The organism is Vibrio sp. GJ43-1, from assembly GCF_055808835.1.
In genome coordinates, this window is record NZ_CM147885.1 from 607,167 (window position 1) to 626,571 (window position 19,405).

Consider the following 19,405-nt stretch of genomic DNA (forward strand, 5'->3'; position numbering starts at 1 on the left):
TTGTTACTCCTCGCGCTCTAGCACTGTATCGGAACTTAAGATATTGATAATTAGCTGTTTAAACTGTTCAAAAGATGCAAGCTTGTTGTATAAAGTACTATATTCAGGTGAATTAGAGCCTAATGTGTAAGTCATGTAATTTTTCACAAAGGTTTTTTTAGCATCAGTACTGATGCTCAGCGCTGTCGCCATATCACCAAGTCCACTAATTGCGACATCTTGGTTATCAATACCGCTAAGTGTCCCCGATGTCTCTAACAACACATTTGGATATTCTTCGCCGGATAAAGAGATATAGTCTTCGTAGGTACGATAACGACCATTTTTGTCTAGTACGTCATAAGCAAAGCCGATATCGTTCATTTTTACATGACAGCCCCAACAGCTTTGACTTGGCCCTGTAGCTTGAGTCCAGAAGTCACGCGTTGACACCTCACCGATTACATCATCGGGTGCGGCCCCTGAGGGGACAGATTGATTCCAGCCAAGTAAAGAGTGTTGCACCATGCGGCCACGAGGAATCACTCGAGTTTTATCACTGGTACTATATGCCACGGCAATTGCTCCTAGGCTTAGTAAACCTTTACCGCGCGTTGGTGGGATAGTGACGGCCTTGAAATCGGCGCCAAATGAACCAGATAGGCCATAGTGCTGTGCAAGGGAATGGTCGACAAAGGTTGTTGTGGAAGACATTAAATCTTCAAAGCGCCCTTGATTATCGTCAAATACAGCATGCTCAATGTAGTGCCTAAATTCCTCTAGCATGGCGGTACCGATTTCTTTACTAAGGCCTTCTCGATCGACAATGACTCGGTCATCACTAAATTCGAGCGTTTGCATCATAAAGTTAGCGAACTGCCTTTTCGCATTGTCATGGTTTAGCATGCGAGTAATTTCGTTTTTGAGAACGTTAGACTTAAGTAACTCGTTGTTCTTAGCAAGAGCCCAAAGCACATCATCGGGCACGCTTCCCCATAAGGTATAGGAAAGAATCGTAGCCAGTTCATAACTGTTTAAGCTGTAGCGGTGGTTAGCATTAGAGGCGCCCACCTCTCGACGATAAAGAAAGTGTGGTGACACCAACATCGCACTTAGGTTTTGTTTTATTGTAGGCACATCTTCGCTGATATACGTTTTGATCTCACTATCAGTGAGTGGTCGATGGAACAGTTTTTCTGCGGTATTTGTTAGCCATTTAGGTAGGCATTCTGAGTCACCTTCGCCGTGAGGGCCAATGTATTTCCAATGGTCACCGGGTCGATACTCCTTCTTAATCGGTTCAATATTAGGGCCGACCCAGTACATAGATTCATAAATATCACCTTTATGAGAGACTCGAGTCCCTGAAGTTGGATAGTTGATTTCGCTGTTCCAAGGTTCAACGGAGCCAGTATTGATCTCACACCCACTCGCGGCGGAAATATCGAGATTGTCCTGAACAAAGAGTGCGGAATTCAGGTACGCATTGAGTTTGTCACTTGTTAGGTAGCCGAGGGATGGAGGGTTGTCATAGAGAGAAGACACGGAACGTTCATCTAATGGCAATACATTCGGAGGAACGTGAACCCCTAACAGATCTTGTATGGAGTTAATGTACTCTTTACGCGTCAACATACGAATATGTCGCTTGCCATAAACATCGTCACGTGGTGCGATATTTCCTAATGCTTCAGACCACAGTTCGTCCTCTAAGTAACGAGACATCGTTTTCTGACACTGTACGTCGCAAGTGACACCAAATCGAATCGCCATTTTGTTCAGCTTCTGACTGATAATGTTTGGGTTGGTCGCGTACTCAGCTAACAACCCTTCACTAGGACCATCAGTTAGCTTTGATTTATACCCACCATTATGACAAGCCGAGCAGCTCTGAGAGTCCATTTGTTTGAAGTAAGATTCATCAGAGCTGTGCTCGTTATAGCGCCAACTTAGTGAAGCTGGGTCTGTTTCAGAAATGGCAAATGTCGCAGACATTGGATCAGGGATAGCGGACTGAGTGAAAGGCAGCACGGTGTTGTAATTGGCGTTTGGTATCGTTGCATTGGTTGTCTTGCTCCAATCAACTGAGATAATTTCGACCGTTCCAGTATCAGACGTTAAAAAGAGCGAAGCTTTATCAGGAGCATTGCTCGGTTTAGCTGGCGTTTTAATCGTCAATGAAGACGATGAGCTTTCAGCTTTACCTGGTTATCTTTACTTGAGCTGAAGTTTCGTCTTCGCCATCACTGACCATGACTTGAAAGAGGTATTCCGTATCTTGTGATAGAGGAGGAATAGAAAAGTAGGCGATAGCTTGATCTTGATTGTTGATAGCGACATCGGGACCACTTTCCTGTGTCCAGTAGTAAGATAATGGGTTGCCATCTGGATCGAAAGACTTACTCGCATTCAGTTCGACTTGCGGGGCTGGAGATTGAATGGAAACGTCACTGCCTGCGTCTGCGACTGGAGGGGTGTTACTTGGGGGAGGCTCTACCGAACTGCATTGTTCTGAGTCCAGCAAGGGAAGCCAAGGTGCTACTCCCCAGTTTGGTTGTGTGTCCTCTGTAGGGCCGTTCACGTCAGGTACATCGTTACTATTTGCCCACCATTTCGCTTGAAAATGATTGGATTGGTAGCAAACTTCGGCGCCACCACTATAGTTTTGGGGCTGCCAATCTTCTATAGCGAGTACATTACTAGAGAAGGAAAGTAATGCTGTAGTGACTAAAGCACTTATTACGTTCTGCTTCATAACATTTAGGTATCCTATTTTAGGTGAAATAGACCAGATATCTCTCTGGCGTGTTTAACACGAACACCATTGGGAATAATGGTATTTTACGATGCCATTATTGATATTAATGGCATTAATATTTGTATGGTCTTTATGCAAGTGACTTTATAGACTGAAAATTAAAATATGCTAGTTTAATTGAGTTTTTGTTCTTCCTGTTCGTGAAAAATGGAACGAATCACAAAGGTTTAATCTAATTGTATTAATGTCAATAATAGTGATTACGACATAATGTGCATGTGGATTTATGTTCGTGAATATAAGAATAATGTTTTCCATAAAGTTTGTATTTTGTTTGCCTATGAATATTCATAAACGGTTGGTGACCATACGTGTGAGTTGTCTAAGAATACGTGTGAGGCTTATTGCTATACCACGCTGATAGGTTAATGATGTTACTGTTGCTATGTGTAATCTTTCAGTGGTGAATAAATGGCAATAAAAACAGTTGGTTAATTCTATTTTGGTTATTGATGCGAACAGGCGGCTTAGAAATAGGGGGGCCCTTAAGTAGGGTCTTAAACGTATTCATAAACGTAGCGGATTATGGGGGATGACTTTCATTGACATGTTGTTAGACGTTATTTTAAGTATTCTATAAATAGTGGTGTAGGTTATAATGCGAAGAGGTGCAAGAGTAAATATAGGTCATGCTGTCAATGGTGAGTAAGTTGTTGTTCGTGAGTGTGTAATTTGCTCACTTTTCGTTATTGTTTAATTTTGACGTAGAGTTTGTTTGGCTGGCAAATATGTAACACAATGTTAATGCGGCAGGTTTTTGAATAGAGGTGAATGTGTTTATCTAACTTAATGTGCTATTTGCTATTTGCTATTTGCTATTGTATAGAGGGTGTTTCGTTATCTTTGAATCTATTATTAGAGGCTCAAGCCTCACGTTATATTAAGGTGTGTACTCAATGCAGAATAAGTTCGATAAGTAATGTCAGGCAAGCGTATTCTAGTATACAGTGAGTAATAAGTGCGTTGCACTGGCATCAAACTCGATAGTGACGACAATAGTTAGTGAATTACCGATATTTCCCCCTAGTGATTGTCGCCACTCATTGAAAGGCCAGAGCTTTTACTCTGGCTTTTCTTTCTCTATGTTTTTTTCTTCAGCGTAAACATTTGATAGCCATACTCACCTATCGAGTGATTAAACACGTCAACCTCTCTAGCAATGTCTTTCAATGCCGTGGACTCTGCCATAGTTGGAGCAAGAGTTTCAATGCGACGCTTCAGTGGTTCATAGTAATTTTCCCATGCCTCAAGGCTGAGTGTGAAGTGGCTTACCACTTCGTATCCCGCAGCCGTCATTTGCTCAAGGCGAGTCTCGACAGTTTGCATGTCGGGGTATTCACTTTGGAAGAATGATTGCGCTTTTTGGCTTGGTGAATCGGTTAACCAGACCATGTCACTTACCATAAGCAGACCGTCGCGCTGTAATAAAGGCCTCCATTGCGATAACGCGTTGGTGACGCCCATTATATAGGCGCTGCCTTCCGCCCAGATAAGCTCAAAGCTTGAACTCTCAAACGGAAGCTCCGTCATGCTGGCGCAAACTGGGGTAACTTGTGATGATAGCGCGGAGGTTTCTAGTCGCTGTGTAAGCTGATCTAGAGCGCTTGGCTCATTATCTACCGCAGTAATTTCAGCCCCACTATGGGTTGCGAGTATTGTCGTCGCGAGTCCTTTCCCACAGCCGATTTCAAGAATTTTCTTTGGAGTGCTTGGAAGCGCTTTCAGGGCGCGTAAAGTTTCGCTCTCGCTGCCTGGACCCCATCGTTCGAGTGTTTCAAAGACAGTCATAAAGTCTGCCATGTATTGTTCATGTTCATTCATGTTTTTTGATAACCATTTTAATCGCAGGGCTTCTTTCTCGTTAAAGCCTTGCTTCTTTAACCAATCTAAATGTGCATCGGGGGCAAGTTTGTCGGTTTGTTCATGCCAGCTTCGGGTATCCCCTTCACCCAACATTGCCGCCAGCAGTTGACGAGATTGTTGCTTTTGCGCAATCTCTTCATCTAAGGCTTTTAACCGCTCGAGTAGCAAGTGCCGATCTACTTTTGCTTGTAAGCAAGATTGACACTCTTTAAGCGTCAGTCCACCAGCTTGTAGGCGCTGGATCAAAAGAATTCGTTGCACATCATGGTCGTTATAAACGCGATACCCATTATCGAGTCGATGACCTTGGATAAGGTCTTGCTTCTCGTAATAGAGCAGTGCGCTGCGCGATAGCCCGACTTTGCTCGCTAACTCTGAGATTCGATACACGTTAGTACTCCACATCATTGATGTATTAACTGGACTGTAAACTATGAAGCTATAGACAGGTCAAGACCAAGTTAGTCCTGTTTTATCTAGTTGTCTAGTCATTCGAGTGATGCTAAAGGTTATGAGCAAAGAATGGCTAATCAGTATGCAAAATAGGGTGAGAGTGCCTTTATGTCTAATGCTATGGTGCTGCCAAGATACTGATCTTCTCTTGCATCTTGGAATGCATCAAGTCGTTTGTAGATAGTAAAGTAGCGCTTGATATTTGCCACATAGTTGACTAGGTTCTTTGCTAATGTTTGCTTTGGCGACAATCTCGACATTGTTGAACCATTTATTGGGGTTGTAGCCTTGTTTCTTAGCCAGTGCTCTCATGCGGCGGATTTTAGCAGGACCCGCATTGTATGCGGCTAAGCTGAAGTAAACTTTGTCTTCTTTTGAAATCTCTGGTTTATCGAAATAGCGGTCATGGATAAACCGCAGATACTTTGCTCCTGCATGAATATTACTTTCTAAGTCGTTGACATTATTGATGTCTACATACCAATCTAGCGCAGTCTTTGGCATGACTTGCATGATGCCGACAGCCCCTCTATGCGAGACTTTAGAGTGATCTAGGGCGGACTCTTGAAAGGCTTGTGCGAGCAAAATCATCCAATCGATGTCGTATTTATCACCATACTGCCCGAAGAGTATTTCTAGTTTTGCGCGTTCTTGGTTTTTTATCGGGTTGGATGCTCGGTTCATCCAATTGGTCTTTTTTAGGTAGCGATTATCAATGACATTTCCCAGTAGCGTCCCTTGCTTTGACGATGCGAGATAGCTGTTAATGGTTTTGCTTAGAAGTGGGCTGTCTTTCCTCATTGCCCAAGCCACTTCGCCTTTATTACGAAGCGCTATACTGTCGTGAATTTGTATTTGACTGCTTAATTGGGTCCAGAGTTTGAGTTTATGGTTGTCGACGATGGTTGCGGTGATCGCGCTAGATTCGAGTAGCGTTAACAAATCTAAGTCTTGCAAATTGTCATCAATGATTCGAATCGTTATCGGTTTTCTGCCACCGCGTTTAAGCATTTGATTGACATTTTGTACGCTGTCTAAATGGCTAGACCCCGCTTTTACCCACACTTGTTTCCCTGCTAACTGCTCAATTTTCGTTAAAGCGGGCATGGATGGATGCGTGACTAAATATTCCGTCACATTTCGTCGAATGGGCTGGCTGAAGTCTACCTTCCTCAGCCGTTTTTCTGTGATGGTTAAGTTGGCGATGGCAATGTCTCCCAGACCTTGCTCAATATTGTCGATGATATCTGAGCGTTTGACCGGAACGACAATGACCCTTAACAGTGGGTGACTTTTTTTAATAGCGCGTTCAAAGTGCTGGATATGCTCTGCCGTAATACCCTTCGGTCGCCCATTTTCCATGTGATAAAAACCGAGATCGGCTGAGACTAAAATACGGATCACGCCCTTTTTTTGCATGCTATCAAAGTCACCTATGTAAGTATTTAAGGTCGAGGTGGGTAACTCAAGTGAAAAAGAAACCGGAGTTACAAACAACGCGAAAATACAAACGCTGGATAATATAGAGAACTTAAAAGGTTTAAACATGTACAACGTACCTCATGTTAAATACGGTTGGGCGTTAATCACGGGATCACACTTTGTCATCGACAAAGCGCCGTAAAAATAAGTGGTTTGGTGGGCGCTATACGCTACGCGATGAACGTTTTATGGTGTGGGAGGATGTGATATTTCGCTCTCAAGTGGGCACTTATTCCAAGCCAGCTTGTTGTTGCTCGCCCGTTAAGGTGTGGTAGAGCCATTTCACGGACTCCGCTTCGCTCTGCTCCGCAGGATAGATTAACCAGTAGTTAATAGGTTCAATGACTCCCGGAAAAGGCAGGGTTTTAATGGGAAGGAGTTGTGCTTGTTGCAGGGCAAATTGTTTAGGACACAAACACAGGGCTTCTGAGCGAGCCACCAGTGATAGCATGGAGGTTATCGATGTTTGTGTTGATAAAATTTTGCGTCTTATCGGTGGTCGGTTATAGAACATTTCAAACAGAGAAGCATTTCGAAACTGATAGTTCAAGATGACATGAGATTCACGCAGGAACTGGGCTTCAGTAATGCTGTCACTTACTCTAGGGTGATTATTGGCAGCAACCACAACCATTTCATCTTCAAATAAAAAATCGTTGCAACTATTGGGCTCGGTGATCTGGAATATATCGATGATCGCATCAGCATTATGAAACTTTAGTGTCTCATAGCTATCACTGCTTCGATATAAGATGTCTACCCACTCGATGTTATATCGAGTGGTGTCATTATTCACTTTCTCTGAATCTTTTATATGCTTGTAAATCAGGGTTTCTGGAGCGTGAACGATGAGCGTTCTCGAATTGGGCTTTTGCTCGTTATAGATGCAGCCCTCAATGACGTTGTCAAACTGAGAAATGAGCGGTGACACTTGTTCGATGAGTTGCTGAGAGTGAACGGTGGGGGCAATTCCTCGCCCTTGGCGTACAAAAAGAGGGGTATTTAGATCGGAGGAGAGTTTTTTAATGGACTGGCTTACTGATGCTGGTGTCACTCCTAATGCTTCCGATGCGCGACTGATAGAGCGGTGTTGGAATACCGCGACAAACACTCGAAACAGGTTTAAATCGATATTGTGATATTGAGTCATAATACGGTCATCTTTAGTAAATTAGCCGAGTAACCATCCTTGGCTATGTTATTAACTATAGATATTTATTGCTATGAAGCTGAAAATTCTTTCTCTAATGCGTCCAATGTTGTTCTAGAGACTAATTGACCTTCAATGTAATAGCTGATGGTATCGCCTTCTTGAACACCAATGACTTTTGAAGATTCGCCATTACTTAATACCACTTCCATTTCAATGGTATTTTCGTCTAGATAACGGATCGTTCCGTTATTCGGCTCTGTCATCGTTAGGGGATCAATGGGCGCGTCGTGTAGGCTTGAGTCAACTTTATCGTTAACTTCAATATAAGTTTCAGTTTTAGAGTCAAAAACGTGAGTCTTCCCATTGATTGGGTTGGTACCAGACCAAAACTCAATAGAGTTCACCACGAATACATCGGATAACAATGTGAAGCCATACACAGGAGACAATAAAAAGTTAACCCCTGCTCGAGCGTAGCGGTTGTCAACGACCTTAACGTTAAATCCCATCAATTTCTCTGTCACGGCGTTACTACCCACGCAGCCACTTAAAGTAATAGAAGAAGCAATTAATAGCGCGAGTTTGATTTTGGTATTCATAATTTTCCTATTTGTCAGTCTAAAGTCTTGGTCGCTCACTTCATTCGCAAATCGCGTGTGTAGATAAGGTCTCAACAGTGCTGAGCGACAAGGGAGGCGGAGTCTATAACCAGCAAACATAGTGATAAATGGGAATGGATTAAGAAACAGTTAACGATAGCTTAAAGGTTAGTATGAGTACGATTTATGACTTTTAATCATGCGGTTACCTTTTGTTTAGCTCGTGGAAGGACATACAATGAAACATTTTGGTGTTATTTTTACGATTTTACACATAGGGTCATAAACATAGCTGCGCTTACTTAACGTTATAACGGAGAGTTAAAGGGCTGCAGTGACAACGCGACGTTTGGATATATAAAAAAAGCGACCGTGCGTGTCGTCTTAGAACGGTATGAAAAGTTAAAGTCTGAGGCGATCTTTGCTACAGTTCGTCGCGAACGATAGGGGTGAGTGACGGGAGTAACAAGTGGAAGAGATTTATTTTGCTGGTGGTTGTCTATGGGGCGTGCAGGAATTTATGCGCCATTTACCCGGTGTCATTTCAACGCAAGCAGGCCGTGCCAATGGTTCTGCAGAGACGACTTTAGCCAACTATGACGGTTATGCGGAGTGCGTTCGGACTCAGTTCGACCCGAAACGGGTATCGGTAGAGGCGTTAATGGGTTACTTTTTTGAAATCATCGATCCTTACAGTATCAATAAACAGGGTGATGATGTTGGAGAAAAGTATCGAACGGGTGTTTATAGCCTTGATTCAGAGCATTTAGTTAAGGTGAAGCGTTATCTACAAGCGCGAGAAGATGTGGATAGGATTGCGATAGAAGTACTGCCGTTATCTAATTATGTGAAAAGTGATGATGAACATCAAGACAGGCTAACAGTACACCCCAATGATTACTGCCATATTCCGCAAAACATTCTGCACCGATACAAAAAGCGTTAGCGACGACTTTTTTCTCTGGAACTGTAAAGAAGAACACCAGGCTTGAAGAAGAACACGGACGGGCCGCCAGTGTTCTTCTTACTTTTTATTTCTTATTGTATTTACCCAAGCTGTCGGTCACAAATGAACGATGGCGCACTAATAGCCACAAGAGCCCTCCTGTTATACCAACAAACAGCTGAATAGCGCCTAAGTTATTGATCAGGGATTCAGGATGAAGGGACACTAATACCATGCCAATGGAGCCGCAAATCATGGCGAAAAACTGAATTAGAGCCACGGCAGAGCCTGTGTCGTGATCTTGTTGGTCTAGCATTAAGTTTGTTCCCGGCACTCGCATAGCAATAACCATCACCGTGGCTGGCGCTGCGATGCAGGCAAAAAGCCAAGGAGAAGTGTCGCCAATGGTGAGGGTGAGGATGCCAGCAATCGCGAGTAGTACAAAGCAAAGCGAAATGACGTTTTGTACTGATATGTGGCGAGACAGCTTCATATAGATTGTTGGACCAAAAGAAGCACACATGGCATTAAAGGCAAAGGCGTAGCTAAACTCTTGTTCCGTTAGGCCAAACCCATTGATATAGATATAAGATCCGCTAGCAAGGAACGCCATGAGTGCCATCGGTGTCACGGAAAAAATGGCGAGCAATGCAACAAATCTTGGGTTTTTCATGACAACACCGAGTCGGCTCCATGACCGAAGCATTGAACCATCGTATTTGTTTTCGAGTGTTTCTCTGTAGCAAAATGCCAGTATAGAGGCAAAGCCCCCAAATACTGCGAGTGTGACAAACATCATTCGCCATGATGCAATCTGCAGCAAAAAGGCCCCAAGCACTGGTGCAATCATCGGGGCGATGATCACTAGTGACATAATGGTGGCCATTATCTTTTCTCGTTCCCTACCATCATAAAGGTCTTTAACAATGGCCGTTGCCACCACGGTAATGGCACTGCCAGCAAAGGCTTGTAGAACGCGCGCAGCAATGAGTTGCTCAATACTACCCGCTAAGGCACAAAAGAGGCTCGCAAGCATATAACCACCAATACCCGTTAATAATATCGGTTTGCGTCCAAACTTCTCACTGAGTGGCCCCCAAAATAGCAGACCGATAGCGTAGGTCACAAAATAGCTGCTAAGGGTCAAATTGACCATGGCTTGCTTGGTATCAAATACCTCAACCATTTGTGGTAATGCAGGTAAATATAAATCGATGGTGAGCGCTGGAAAGGCACTAATAATAACCAGAAAAAAGAGCATGCCTTTTTGACCTAGTATCGGTTGAGGTTTTTTCAAATGGTAACTCCTGAATGCGTCCGTGAATATTTTGTTGTTGAGACGTTTAAATGGATGAATGGTTGATGAGTACGGTCCGAACTTAACTAATAAGCCAGGTTGTTGTTAACGCGTTTAAGCAGGGCGCGTAAGGTTTCGGATTCGTCGTCCGAAAACCTAGGTGAGCATATCGTTGATCATGCCCATTTCGACCTCGTCTAATCGCTCAAGCAGTTTTAACCCTTTGTCACTTAGCATGAGTTCGACTGAACGTTTGTCAGTAGTGCTTGCCTGTTTGATGATCAAATCTTGTTTATGTAGTCGCGCGACGATACGGGCAATTTGCGCTTTGTCGCGGTTCATTGACTCCACGAGCATTTGCTGTGACGCCCCTTGGCTGTCTCGAATATCACTCATCGCTTTATGTTCAAGCGGAGAGAATTCAACTTTCTGGCGAGTGACTTCCGCCACCATTTTCCCACGAGTCTTCATGCGAATTTCACGCAGGGTATGGCTGATGTCTCGGTATGTTGTCATTGATTGCTGAGATATTTGGTTGATTTAGTCAACGATTGTCGGCTTTTTAGTTGATTTGGTCAACTAAAAAGCCGAAGAAGGCGCCTTATATCCGATATCGAACGGCAACAATATCAAACTCGTCTATTGATAACGTTCATACCATAGTCATAAAAACATCGAAAAACCGTCAACTAGTTGCGTTGAAATAGCAGTCAAATAAATGAAAGGTGATTCGGAGAAACGTTATGGCGATGATTGCGCCGGAGCTGACCGTTGTCAGTGAAACTAGTAATGTAGTCACACCCCTATTAGGGCGTAAGGTGCTGGAGACTCGAGCACTTACCAAGTCGTATCAAGACGATAAAGTAGTGCTAGATGGCATTGATTTTACGCTGCATGCTAGGTGAGTTTGTTGCGATTGTTGGTCGTTCTGGTGCGGGTAAGTCAACGTTATTACACACACTTAATGGCACGATTGCAGCGACAAGTGGTGAGATCTTAAATGTCCACACAGACCAATCTACGGACAACGTTTTGTCGATGACTCGCAAGGAACTTCGCGATTGGCGAACACACTGTGGCATGATTTTTCAAGATTTTTGCCTCGTACCGCGTCTTGATGTGATTTCAAATGTATTGCTTGGACGTCTGAGCCACACCTCAACATTTAAGTCGTTATTTAAAGTATTTAGTGATGAGGATCGAGCGGAAGCCATTCATTTACTCAAGTGGCTAAACATGCTGCCTTATGCCCTTCAACGAGCGGAAAATCTGTCAGGCGGTCAGCAGCAACGGGTCGCTATCTGTCGAGCCATGATGCAAAACCCTAAGATTCTGCTAGCAGATGAGCCCGTTGCCTCACTTGATCCCAAAAACACCGTAAGAATTATGGAAGCATTGCAAAAAGTCAGTACTGACGGCATCGCAGTGATGGTGAATCTTCATTCTATTGAACTGGTTCAACAATACTGCACGCGCGTCATTGGTCTGGCAAAAGGACGAGTGATATACGACGGACATCCGTCAGGATTAAATGATGACGTTTTACATCGCCTGTACGGTGATGAACTCGATCAGGTTGGCTGATCACAAACAATTTTGCTGACTGGCACCTCGGCCACCAGCGATCATAATGAACAAGGAAGACAAAATGAATAAGCTTTTTTCAGTAGGTTGTGCCATTGCGGCTGCCCTTTCTTTTAACGCGCAGGCGTCTGCACCAAATGAAATTAACCTCGGTATTTTAGGGGGGCAAAATGCAGCAGCACAGATCGGTGATAATCAATGTGTGGCAACGTTTTTCCATAAAGAGCTGGGCGTAAAAACCAACATACGAAACTCAACAGACTATAACGCCGTCATTCAGGGACTATTGGGCGAAAAAATTGATCTCGTGATCAATATGTCGCCAAAATCTTATGCGGAGATTTATCTAAATGACCCGAACGCGGTCGATCTTGTGGGTATTACCGTCGATAACAGTGATGACTCACGTGGTTATCACTCGGTGATTCTTGTTAAAGAGGACAGTCCGTATCAGTCCATTGATGACCTTAAAGGTACGGCTTTTTCATTTGCCGATCCTAACTCAACGTCAGGGTTTCTTATTCCCAATAATCAGTTAGAGACTCGCTTGGGAGGCAATATGGATAATAGCTTCAATAACTATTTTACATCCGTTAGCTTCTCCGGTGGTCATGAGCAAGACATTGTTGGTGTACTTAATGGGCAGTTTGATGCTGCAGTAACCTGGTCTTCAATGCTCGGCGATGCTCAGCAAGGGTATACCGCGGGCGCACTACTGCGCTATATGAGCCACGACCCTAAATTGATGGATAAAATCCGTATTATTTGGGAATCACCACTTATCGCCAATGGGCCAACAATTGTTAGCAACAAGCTTGAGCCTCAGTTTAAAGACGACTTAGTTGCGGCAGTGAAGAAACTCGCTAAAGAAGACAATGAGTGCTTTAGCAAGGCCGCGGGAGGGAAGTTACATCTTGCTGATACCAGCGTTGCAGAATATCAGTCGATCATTGATTTAGTGAAGGCGACGAAGTTTGCTCAGAGATAGTCGGCTGGTTCAACGATGATACGTTAATTTAATAATAAAGCGTTTGCTTCGCGATAATTTCTTTTCCCACCCATAGAGGGAGAAATGCCGACTTGGTCTTTGCTCCCGCTATCTCATTTTGGTTTTCATCATGTTGTTTGAACACTATTACCAACAGATTCGACGTAAGCAGAAAGTGGACGCATTTATGTGGTCTGCCATGTTTATGGTTTTATATCTTATTTCCGGGCATTTTGCCGAGTTTAGTCTTGGTCAGATTATTCATAATGCCCCTGCGTTTTTTGACTATATCTTGGATACGGTTCCGAATCTGTCTTGGGACGTTTTGTTTGCGGGGCGAGATGAAGCAGGACACGCAGTACCTGGCTCTCTTATTTACTGGGGTTATCGGTTACCTATTCAGCTTCCGCTGCTTTGGGAGACGCTGAATGTAGCAATGGCTGCGACGCTTGTGTCTTCGATTATTGCGATTATTTTGGCGTTTCTCGCGGCGGGCAATGGTTATGCGCCGCCATCAGTTCGTATGGGTGTGCGCGCTTTTGTCGCGTTTTTGCGCACGATGCCAGAGTTGGCGTGGGCGGTCATGTTTGTGATGGCTTATGGTGTGGGTACGTTCCCTGGATTTGTGGCATTGGCTTTACATACGGTTGGGAGCTTGACCAAACTCTTTTATGAATCGATTGAAACGGTATCTGATAAACCGATTCGCGGGTTAACGGCCGCAGGAGCAAGTCCGTTGCAGCGTGTGAGGTTTGCATTCTGGCCTCAGGTCAAGCCGATTGTTCTTTCTTATGCCTTTTTGCGGTTTGAAATTAACTTTCGTTCGTCAACCATTCTTGGGTTAGTAGGGGCGGGAGGCATTGGGCAAGAATTAATGACGAATATCAGTTTAGGTCGTAATGACCAAGTCAGCATGACATTACTGCTGATCATTCTTGTTGTGGCCTTGATTGATATGTTGTCCGGGTTTTTGCGCAAGCAAGTTATCAGCGGAGAGATAAAATGAGCACTTTAACGTTGCAACAAGTAAAACAAGAAAATAAAGAAATTTTTGCAAGCCAAGGGCGTTATCTTCGCGTGGTCATTATTGCCGCCTTAGCTGTGGTGGTTTATTACCTAACATTTTTTGCCTTTTTCGGTGTTACACAACAGCAGTGGGAAATGGGAAATAGCAAAATTAGCAGCTATTTTTTGCATATGTTTGTTTGGCGTGACTTTTGGAATTGGCCGTTTGCGTATTATTTTTCTCAGATTGGAATCACGCTCGCGATTGTACTCGGTGGCACGTTAACCGCTTCTGTTGTGGCGCTTCCCCTGTCATTTTTTGCGGCGCGTAACGTTATGACTCGGCCCCTTTGCGATAATCGCTCTATTTATTCGCCGTATATTTGATGTGCTTCGTGGTGTCGATATGGCGATTTGGGGGATGATTTTTGTACGTGCGGTTGGGTTGGGCCCACTTGCTGGCGTGATGGCGGTATTTATCCAAGATCTTGGGTTGTTTGGCAAGTTATTTGCCGAGAGTCATGAAGCCGTCGATCGAAAACCGACTAGGGGGCTAACTTCTCTAGGCGCGAACCATATACAAAAGCATCGCTTTGGGATTTTTACCCAGTCCTTCCCCACTTTTTTAGCGCTCACTTTATATCAATTAGAATCTAATACTCGTTCAGCCGCGGTACTTGGCTTTGTTGGTGCGGGGGGCATTGGATTGGTCTATGCAGAAAACATGCGTTTATGGAACTGGGATGTGGTGACTTTTATTACTTTGATACTGGTTGTCATTGTGATGGCAATGGATAAAGTATCGAGTGTGCTACGTCAAAAATACATTATCGGTGAGAATATCCCGCTATTTGATAGTAAAACGTCGTATGGCAAAGGATCTTAGGTCAGCCTTCAACATCTAATGTGTCAGCTGGCGTATGTAGGCTCGGTGATTCAGGGGGGAGATCCGCTGCGCGAACGAGTAACCGTAAGGCTTAAAAAGCAGGAACAGGGGAGGCCTTGTTCCTGCTTTTCTATTCTTTCGCTGGTTTCTTGCTATTGGGAGAACGTAGCGTTATTGCATTTCTTTCATCGCAGAGATGACAGAAGGGTCATTCAGAAGATTGAACAGAAGGCTCTTAGCGGAAGAACGTTGAGCGTCGGAGAGCATTTTCTTTGGGTTCTCTCTAGACTGAGTCAGAATGTTTTTGACGAATCGACTGTTGGTTCCTGACAGTTCGTACACGAAGCGGAGAGTGTCGAGTAACTCATCTTGAGCCAAGCTATAAACGGCCATTTCACAACTTAGGTTGTCCATAGATAGAAAGTTGTTTACCACGATCTGGCGTTCAGCGTTAAATTTCTCTTTGGCTTCAAAGGCATCAATCAAAGCTTGAACCCTATCGGCGATCGCGACAGGCACTTCCATTGTTTTTGTTTCATGAGTCATCGTTGATTTTCCTTTTCTTACTGGCACTCACCATATCCGTTTCAATGGGCTATGGATCACTCCTGATTGCTTTAGATGAGCCGCCTGTGGCTGATATCATCTATTTCTACTGTCTGTCAGTCTACGCTGTTGTTTCTCTTTCAGCATCTACTTTAGGGAGATTGTGGGGTAATGCAATGGATATCAGTTGAATTACATTTTTTTACGTTCGTTAAGGCCATGCCTTAAGCAATTGGTGGTGACTTTATGAGCAAGTTGTGTTTGTGGCCATGGGTTTGAGCGTTCTGTGCGCCTGACAGTCCGTTTCGGTCCTATTTAAACAGAGGGGGTCTCTCCTAAGGATAAATAGCGCACAGATTCGTGAATATGACCTCTACAGAAAGCGACTTGAATTAAAATCTGATTAGGTTTTAGTTTGTCTAGGCGTTTGGTTTTATATCATCTTGGTGAATAAATAATAAGAGAGATATATTATGAAACGGACAGGGGCTTGTATGATTTTGGCATTCGCCTTTAGCGGATACAGTGCCGTCACTCATGCTGACACTATTTTGCATGCTTTTAATTGGAAGTATGCCGATGTTAAAACCAATGCGACTGAAATTGCGCAGGCAGGGTATAAGAAAGTATTGATATCACTAAGCGATGAAATCGAGTGGTAGTGAGTGGTGGGCGCGTTATCAGCCACAAGATCTTCGTACTATCGATTCTCCCTTAGGCAACAAACAAGATTTGCAAACCATGATTGATGCCTTGAAAGCGGTGGGTGTCGATGTGTATGCGGATGTGGTGCTTAATCACATGGCGAATGAAAGTTGGAAGCGTAGTGACTTAAATTACCCTGGAGTAGAGGTGCTGAGCGACTATGCTAATCGCTCAGATTACTACGCTAGTCAGACCCTATACGGTAATCTTGAACACGGTTTATTTTCTGAAAATGACTTTCACCCGGCGGGCTGCATAAGTGATTGGAATAACCCTGGTGATGTTCAATATTGGCGCTTATGTGGCGGTGAGGGAGATACGGGATTGCCGGATCTCGACCCCAATGATTGGGTGGTTTCTCAGCAACGTTTATACCTTAATGCATTAAAGACTATGGGCGTGAAAGGTTTTCGTATTGATGCTGTTAAACACATGAGTCAATATCAAATAGATCAGATATTTACAGCTGATATTACCTCAGGCATGCACGTATTTGGTGAGGTGATCACAAGTGGTGGTAAGGGGGATGGAGGCTATGAAGCTTTTCTTGCTCCTTATCTTAATAACACCAATCATGCGGCTTATGATTTTCCTTTATTTGCCACAATACGCTCGGCATTTTCCATGAATGGTGGCTTAAATCAGCTGCATGACCCAAAAGCCTATGGTCAAGCACTTGATGATTCTCGAGCGATTACCTTTACCATCACCCATGACATCCCTACTAATGACGGCTTTCGTTATCAGATAATGGATCCGCAAGACGAACAACTCGCCTACGCGTATATTCTTGGTAAGGATGGGGGAACACCGCTTGTTTATAGTGACGATTTACCCGACTCCGAAGATAAGGACAACGGTCGCTGGGGGCAGGTGTGGGACAGTACCTTGATGAAGAGTATGTTGAGCTTCCACAATGCCATGCAAGGAAAACCAATGACGGTTTTGTATAGTGATCAATGTAGTTTGCTCTTTAAGCGAGGCAAAGAGGGCATCGTGGGCATTAACAAGTGTGGTGAGGCCAGAACGATTACCGTGGATACGTATCAATTTGAGTTTAACTGGTATGTGGAATACCACGATGTATTGAGTGATGCTAAAGAGACTATCACGACTCGTTACCATGCGTTTGCTCTGCCACCGCGCAGTGCCAGCATGTTTAAGAGATGAGAACAGTTGTAGTGAATAGTGAATAATGAATGACGGATCGTTAAAGATGACCCGTTATTGATGACGACATCATTGCTATGTTCATTGAATACGACAGACCTTAAAGCGCTCGTGAGTATGAAAATTACAGAGCGCTTTATTATTTAATGTGTGAATTACTTACTGTGTGAGTTACTTAACGTGTTAATAGTTAATAGTTAATAGTTAATAGTTAATAGTTAATAGTTGATGCCAATCGCTTAATGACCGTTTTTTGAACGCCTGGTCTAACCTACGCTTTGGAGCAAAGCGATTCCTTGGAAGCGAATATAACTTTCTTGAACTAGACTCATTGTGCAGTTAACGCATTGTTTCAGTACATTGTTTAAGAGGTCTTAAATGGAAAATTCGAATCAGTCACCACAGTCTGCTTTTCTGTCTAAAGGTTGGAAATACTTTGTCATCGTCGGAGTGGTTATTTCGCTGGCAGGAATAGGGGCGATGAGCTTACCAATACTGGCGGGTGTGACGATTTCAACGCTTATTGGAGCGGTATTACTATTCAGTGGTTTAGTGCAGGCATACCACACATTGTCGATCCATTCGTGGAAAGAAAAACTGTGGTATGTATTAAGTGCGGTGTTGTATATCGTTGGAGGCTTATTTATTCTCTTTAAGCCACTTGCGGGGCTAGTGACTATCACAATGCTCATGGTGATAGTCATGATATTAAACGGTCTGACTCGCGTGTTTTTTGGTCTTGGCAATCAAGGGTTACCTAGCCGGGGCATTATTATTGCCAGTGGTTTACTGTCGACGGTGATTGGTGGCTATTTCTTTTTGTTACTCGACGACCCTGCATTCTCTACCGCACTGTTGGGAACGTTTATTGGAATTTCGCTGTTAATCGAAGGCATCAGCTTTGTGTTTCTCGGCATGAAACTAAAAAAGCTCTCTTAGCTCCATAGTGAAGAGAAATTATTTTCTAAACTTGCTCGTACCAATAAAAGAAAACCCCTTGCTTAGATTGCGTTTTTAGTGCCTTAAATTGGCGATTTAAGCTCCATGTAAATCACTGTTTTTAATGGGTTTCTATTTCTAGGAATTAAGATTGCTGGATGTTAGTCTTCTTCTGTAGGTAGGAGCACTAACATGATTTTTAAAAATAAACATTTTGAACACCACGATTTTTCTAACCAAGACTTATCTGATTATCGGTTTGACCATTGCCAGTTTACCCATTGTGACTTTTCCAGAGCAGATTTACGTGACAGCGCTTTTATGCACTGTAAGTTTGTAGAAACAACCGATTTAACAGGCTGTCACTTTGATTATGCAAACTTAAAAGACGCCAGCTTTAAGCAGTGTCAAATGGCGATGTGTAACTTTGAAGGTGCCGAGTGCTTTGGGATAGAGCTGCGTGAGTGTGACTTAAAAGGTGCGAATTTTTCACGGGCTCGATTTGCCAACCAGGTCAGTTACAAGATGTATTTTTGCTCGGCGTATATTACCGACTGCAACTTGTCTTACACCAACTTCGAACGCTCGGTCATCGAGAAGTGCGATTTGTTCGAGAACCGTTGGGTAGGCGCGAACCTTCAAGGCGCGTCGTTTACTGGTTCAGATTTGAGCCGAGGGGTTTTTTCTCCTGATGCTTGGTCTCAGTTTCGTTTTCAAAATGCTAACTTGTGCCATGCGGATTTAGAAGGGCTTGATCCGCGACGCGTTGACCTGACAGGAGTAAAAATTTGCTCGTGGCAGCAGGAGCAGTTGCTAGAACCACTTGGGTTGGTTGTGATGCCGGATTAAGACCTTAGTATGGAGTCTTTAATGTCGATAGGCATTAAAGACGGGTGTTGTCTTAACGCGTCTAAAGCTAAAGCGCAAAAAGGAATAAGGCATAGCCGCATGATTGGGAAAGTGCTTATTTAGTTAACGATCAAGGCAGTGCT

General features: G+C 43.7%; 18 protein-coding genes and 1 pseudogene. 10 read left to right on the top strand and 9 right to left on the bottom strand.

The features are described from left to right. Positions 1–3 precede the first annotated feature (3 nt). From AC0L66_RS19990 to AC0L66_RS20015, 6 genes are all read right to left on the bottom strand, one after another. Positions 4–2,157, bottom strand: coding sequence for a DUF1592 domain-containing protein (locus AC0L66_RS19990; RefSeq protein ID WP_473570575.1), 2,154 nt, complete (start codon positions 2,155–2,157; stop codon positions 4–6). Between the two features lie 22 nt (positions 2,158–2,179). Beyond that, positions 2,180–2,734: a PKD domain-containing protein gene (locus tag AC0L66_RS19995; protein WP_473570576.1), complete on the bottom strand. Its 555-nt coding sequence runs from the start codon at positions 2,732–2,734 to the stop codon at positions 2,180–2,182. A gap of 1,143 nt (positions 2,735–3,877) precedes the next feature. Then, positions 3,878–5,050, bottom strand: coding sequence for a MerR family transcriptional regulator (locus tag AC0L66_RS20000; RefSeq protein ID WP_473570578.1), 1,173 nt, complete (start codon positions 5,048–5,050; stop codon positions 3,878–3,880). A 228-nt stretch (positions 5,051–5,278) separates the two neighbouring features. Next, a complete protein-coding gene (locus AC0L66_RS20005; RefSeq protein ID WP_473570580.1) occupies positions 5,279–6,661 on the bottom strand; it encodes an MltF family protein in 1,383 nt (460 codons plus the stop codon). A 163-nt stretch (positions 6,662–6,824) separates the two neighbouring features. After that, a complete protein-coding gene (locus AC0L66_RS20010) occupies positions 6,825–7,745 on the bottom strand; it encodes a LysR family transcriptional regulator (protein WP_473570582.1) in 921 nt (306 codons plus the stop codon). Between the two features lie 71 nt (positions 7,746–7,816). After that, entirely contained in the window at positions 7,817–8,347 is a 531-nt protein-coding gene (locus AC0L66_RS20015; RefSeq protein WP_473570584.1) for a DUF3332 family protein, read from the bottom strand. Positions 8,348–8,816: 469 nt separating this feature from the next. On the opposite strand from AC0L66_RS20015, the gene AC0L66_RS20020 reads away from it, so the two are divergent. Further along, the gene (locus AC0L66_RS20020) at positions 8,817–9,293 is read left to right on the top strand and encodes a peptide-methionine (S)-S-oxide reductase (RefSeq protein WP_265675732.1); all 477 of its coding nucleotides are present in this window, start codon (positions 8,817–8,819) and stop codon (positions 9,291–9,293) included. Between the two features lie 85 nt (positions 9,294–9,378). Here the strand turns inward: AC0L66_RS20020 and AC0L66_RS20025 are convergent, their stop codons facing one another. Both AC0L66_RS20025 and AC0L66_RS20030 read right to left on the bottom strand, forming a co-directional pair. After that, entirely contained in the window at positions 9,379–10,590 is a 1,212-nt protein-coding gene (locus AC0L66_RS20025; protein ID WP_473570585.1) for a multidrug effflux MFS transporter, read from the bottom strand. Positions 10,591–10,746: 156 nt separating this feature from the next. Further along, complete coding sequence (locus AC0L66_RS20030; RefSeq protein WP_473570587.1) at positions 10,747–11,106, bottom strand: MarR family transcriptional regulator; 360 nt, start codon at positions 11,104–11,106, stop codon at positions 10,747–10,749. Positions 11,107–11,333: 227 nt separating this feature from the next. Between AC0L66_RS20030 and AC0L66_RS20035 the strand changes: the two genes are divergently transcribed. From AC0L66_RS20035 to AC0L66_RS20060, 6 genes are all read left to right on the top strand, one after another. Next, positions 11,334–11,495: a hypothetical protein gene (locus AC0L66_RS20035; RefSeq protein ID WP_473570588.1), complete on the top strand. Its 162-nt coding sequence runs from the start codon at positions 11,334–11,336 to the stop codon at positions 11,493–11,495. Next, positions 11,464–12,174, top strand: a complete 711-nt coding sequence (phnC, locus tag AC0L66_RS20040; RefSeq protein ID WP_473570590.1) for a phosphonate ABC transporter ATP-binding protein — start codon at positions 11,464–11,466, stop codon at positions 12,172–12,174. The genes AC0L66_RS20035 and phnC overlap by 32 nt, the downstream gene beginning before the upstream one ends. Before the next feature lie 64 nt (positions 12,175–12,238). Next, positions 12,239–13,162: a phosphonate ABC transporter substrate-binding protein gene (gene phnD / locus AC0L66_RS20045; protein ID WP_473570592.1), complete on the top strand. Its 924-nt coding sequence runs from the start codon at positions 12,239–12,241 to the stop codon at positions 13,160–13,162. Positions 13,163–13,292: 130 nt separating this feature from the next. Then, positions 13,293–14,168, top strand: coding sequence for a phosphonate ABC transporter, permease protein PhnE (gene phnE / locus AC0L66_RS20050; RefSeq protein ID WP_473570593.1), 876 nt, complete (start codon positions 13,293–13,295; stop codon positions 14,166–14,168). Next, the gene (locus AC0L66_RS20055; RefSeq protein ID WP_473570595.1) at positions 14,165–14,554 is read left to right on the top strand and encodes a hypothetical protein; all 390 of its coding nucleotides are present in this window, start codon (positions 14,165–14,167) and stop codon (positions 14,552–14,554) included. The genes phnE and AC0L66_RS20055 overlap by 4 nt, the downstream gene beginning before the upstream one ends. A 19-nt stretch (positions 14,555–14,573) precedes the next feature. Then, positions 14,574–15,053 (top strand): PhnE/PtxC family ABC transporter permease, encoded by a 480-nt coding sequence (locus tag AC0L66_RS20060; RefSeq protein ID WP_473570596.1) that lies wholly within the window; start codon positions 14,574–14,576, stop codon positions 15,051–15,053. A gap of 171 nt (positions 15,054–15,224) precedes the next feature. Here the strand turns inward: AC0L66_RS20060 and AC0L66_RS20065 are convergent, their stop codons facing one another. After that, positions 15,225–15,599, bottom strand: a complete 375-nt coding sequence (locus AC0L66_RS20065; RefSeq protein WP_265675738.1) for a hypothetical protein — start codon at positions 15,597–15,599, stop codon at positions 15,225–15,227. A gap of 473 nt (positions 15,600–16,072) precedes the next feature. Here AC0L66_RS20065 and AC0L66_RS20070 point away from each other — a divergent pair. The 3 genes and pseudogenes from AC0L66_RS20070 to AC0L66_RS20080 all read left to right on the top strand — a co-directional run bounded on the left by AC0L66_RS20070 (position 16,073) and on the right by AC0L66_RS20080 (position 19,262). Next, positions 16,073–17,474, top strand: a pseudogene (locus AC0L66_RS20070) (alpha-amylase family protein). Between the two features lie 378 nt (positions 17,475–17,852). After that, positions 17,853–18,413 (top strand): HdeD family acid-resistance protein, encoded by a 561-nt coding sequence (locus AC0L66_RS20075; protein ID WP_265675739.1) that lies wholly within the window; start codon positions 17,853–17,855, stop codon positions 18,411–18,413. A 192-nt stretch (positions 18,414–18,605) separates the two neighbouring features. Continuing rightward, entirely contained in the window at positions 18,606–19,262 is a 657-nt protein-coding gene (locus AC0L66_RS20080; RefSeq protein WP_473570598.1) for a Qnr family pentapeptide repeat protein, read from the top strand. Positions 19,263–19,405 lie beyond the last annotated feature (143 nt).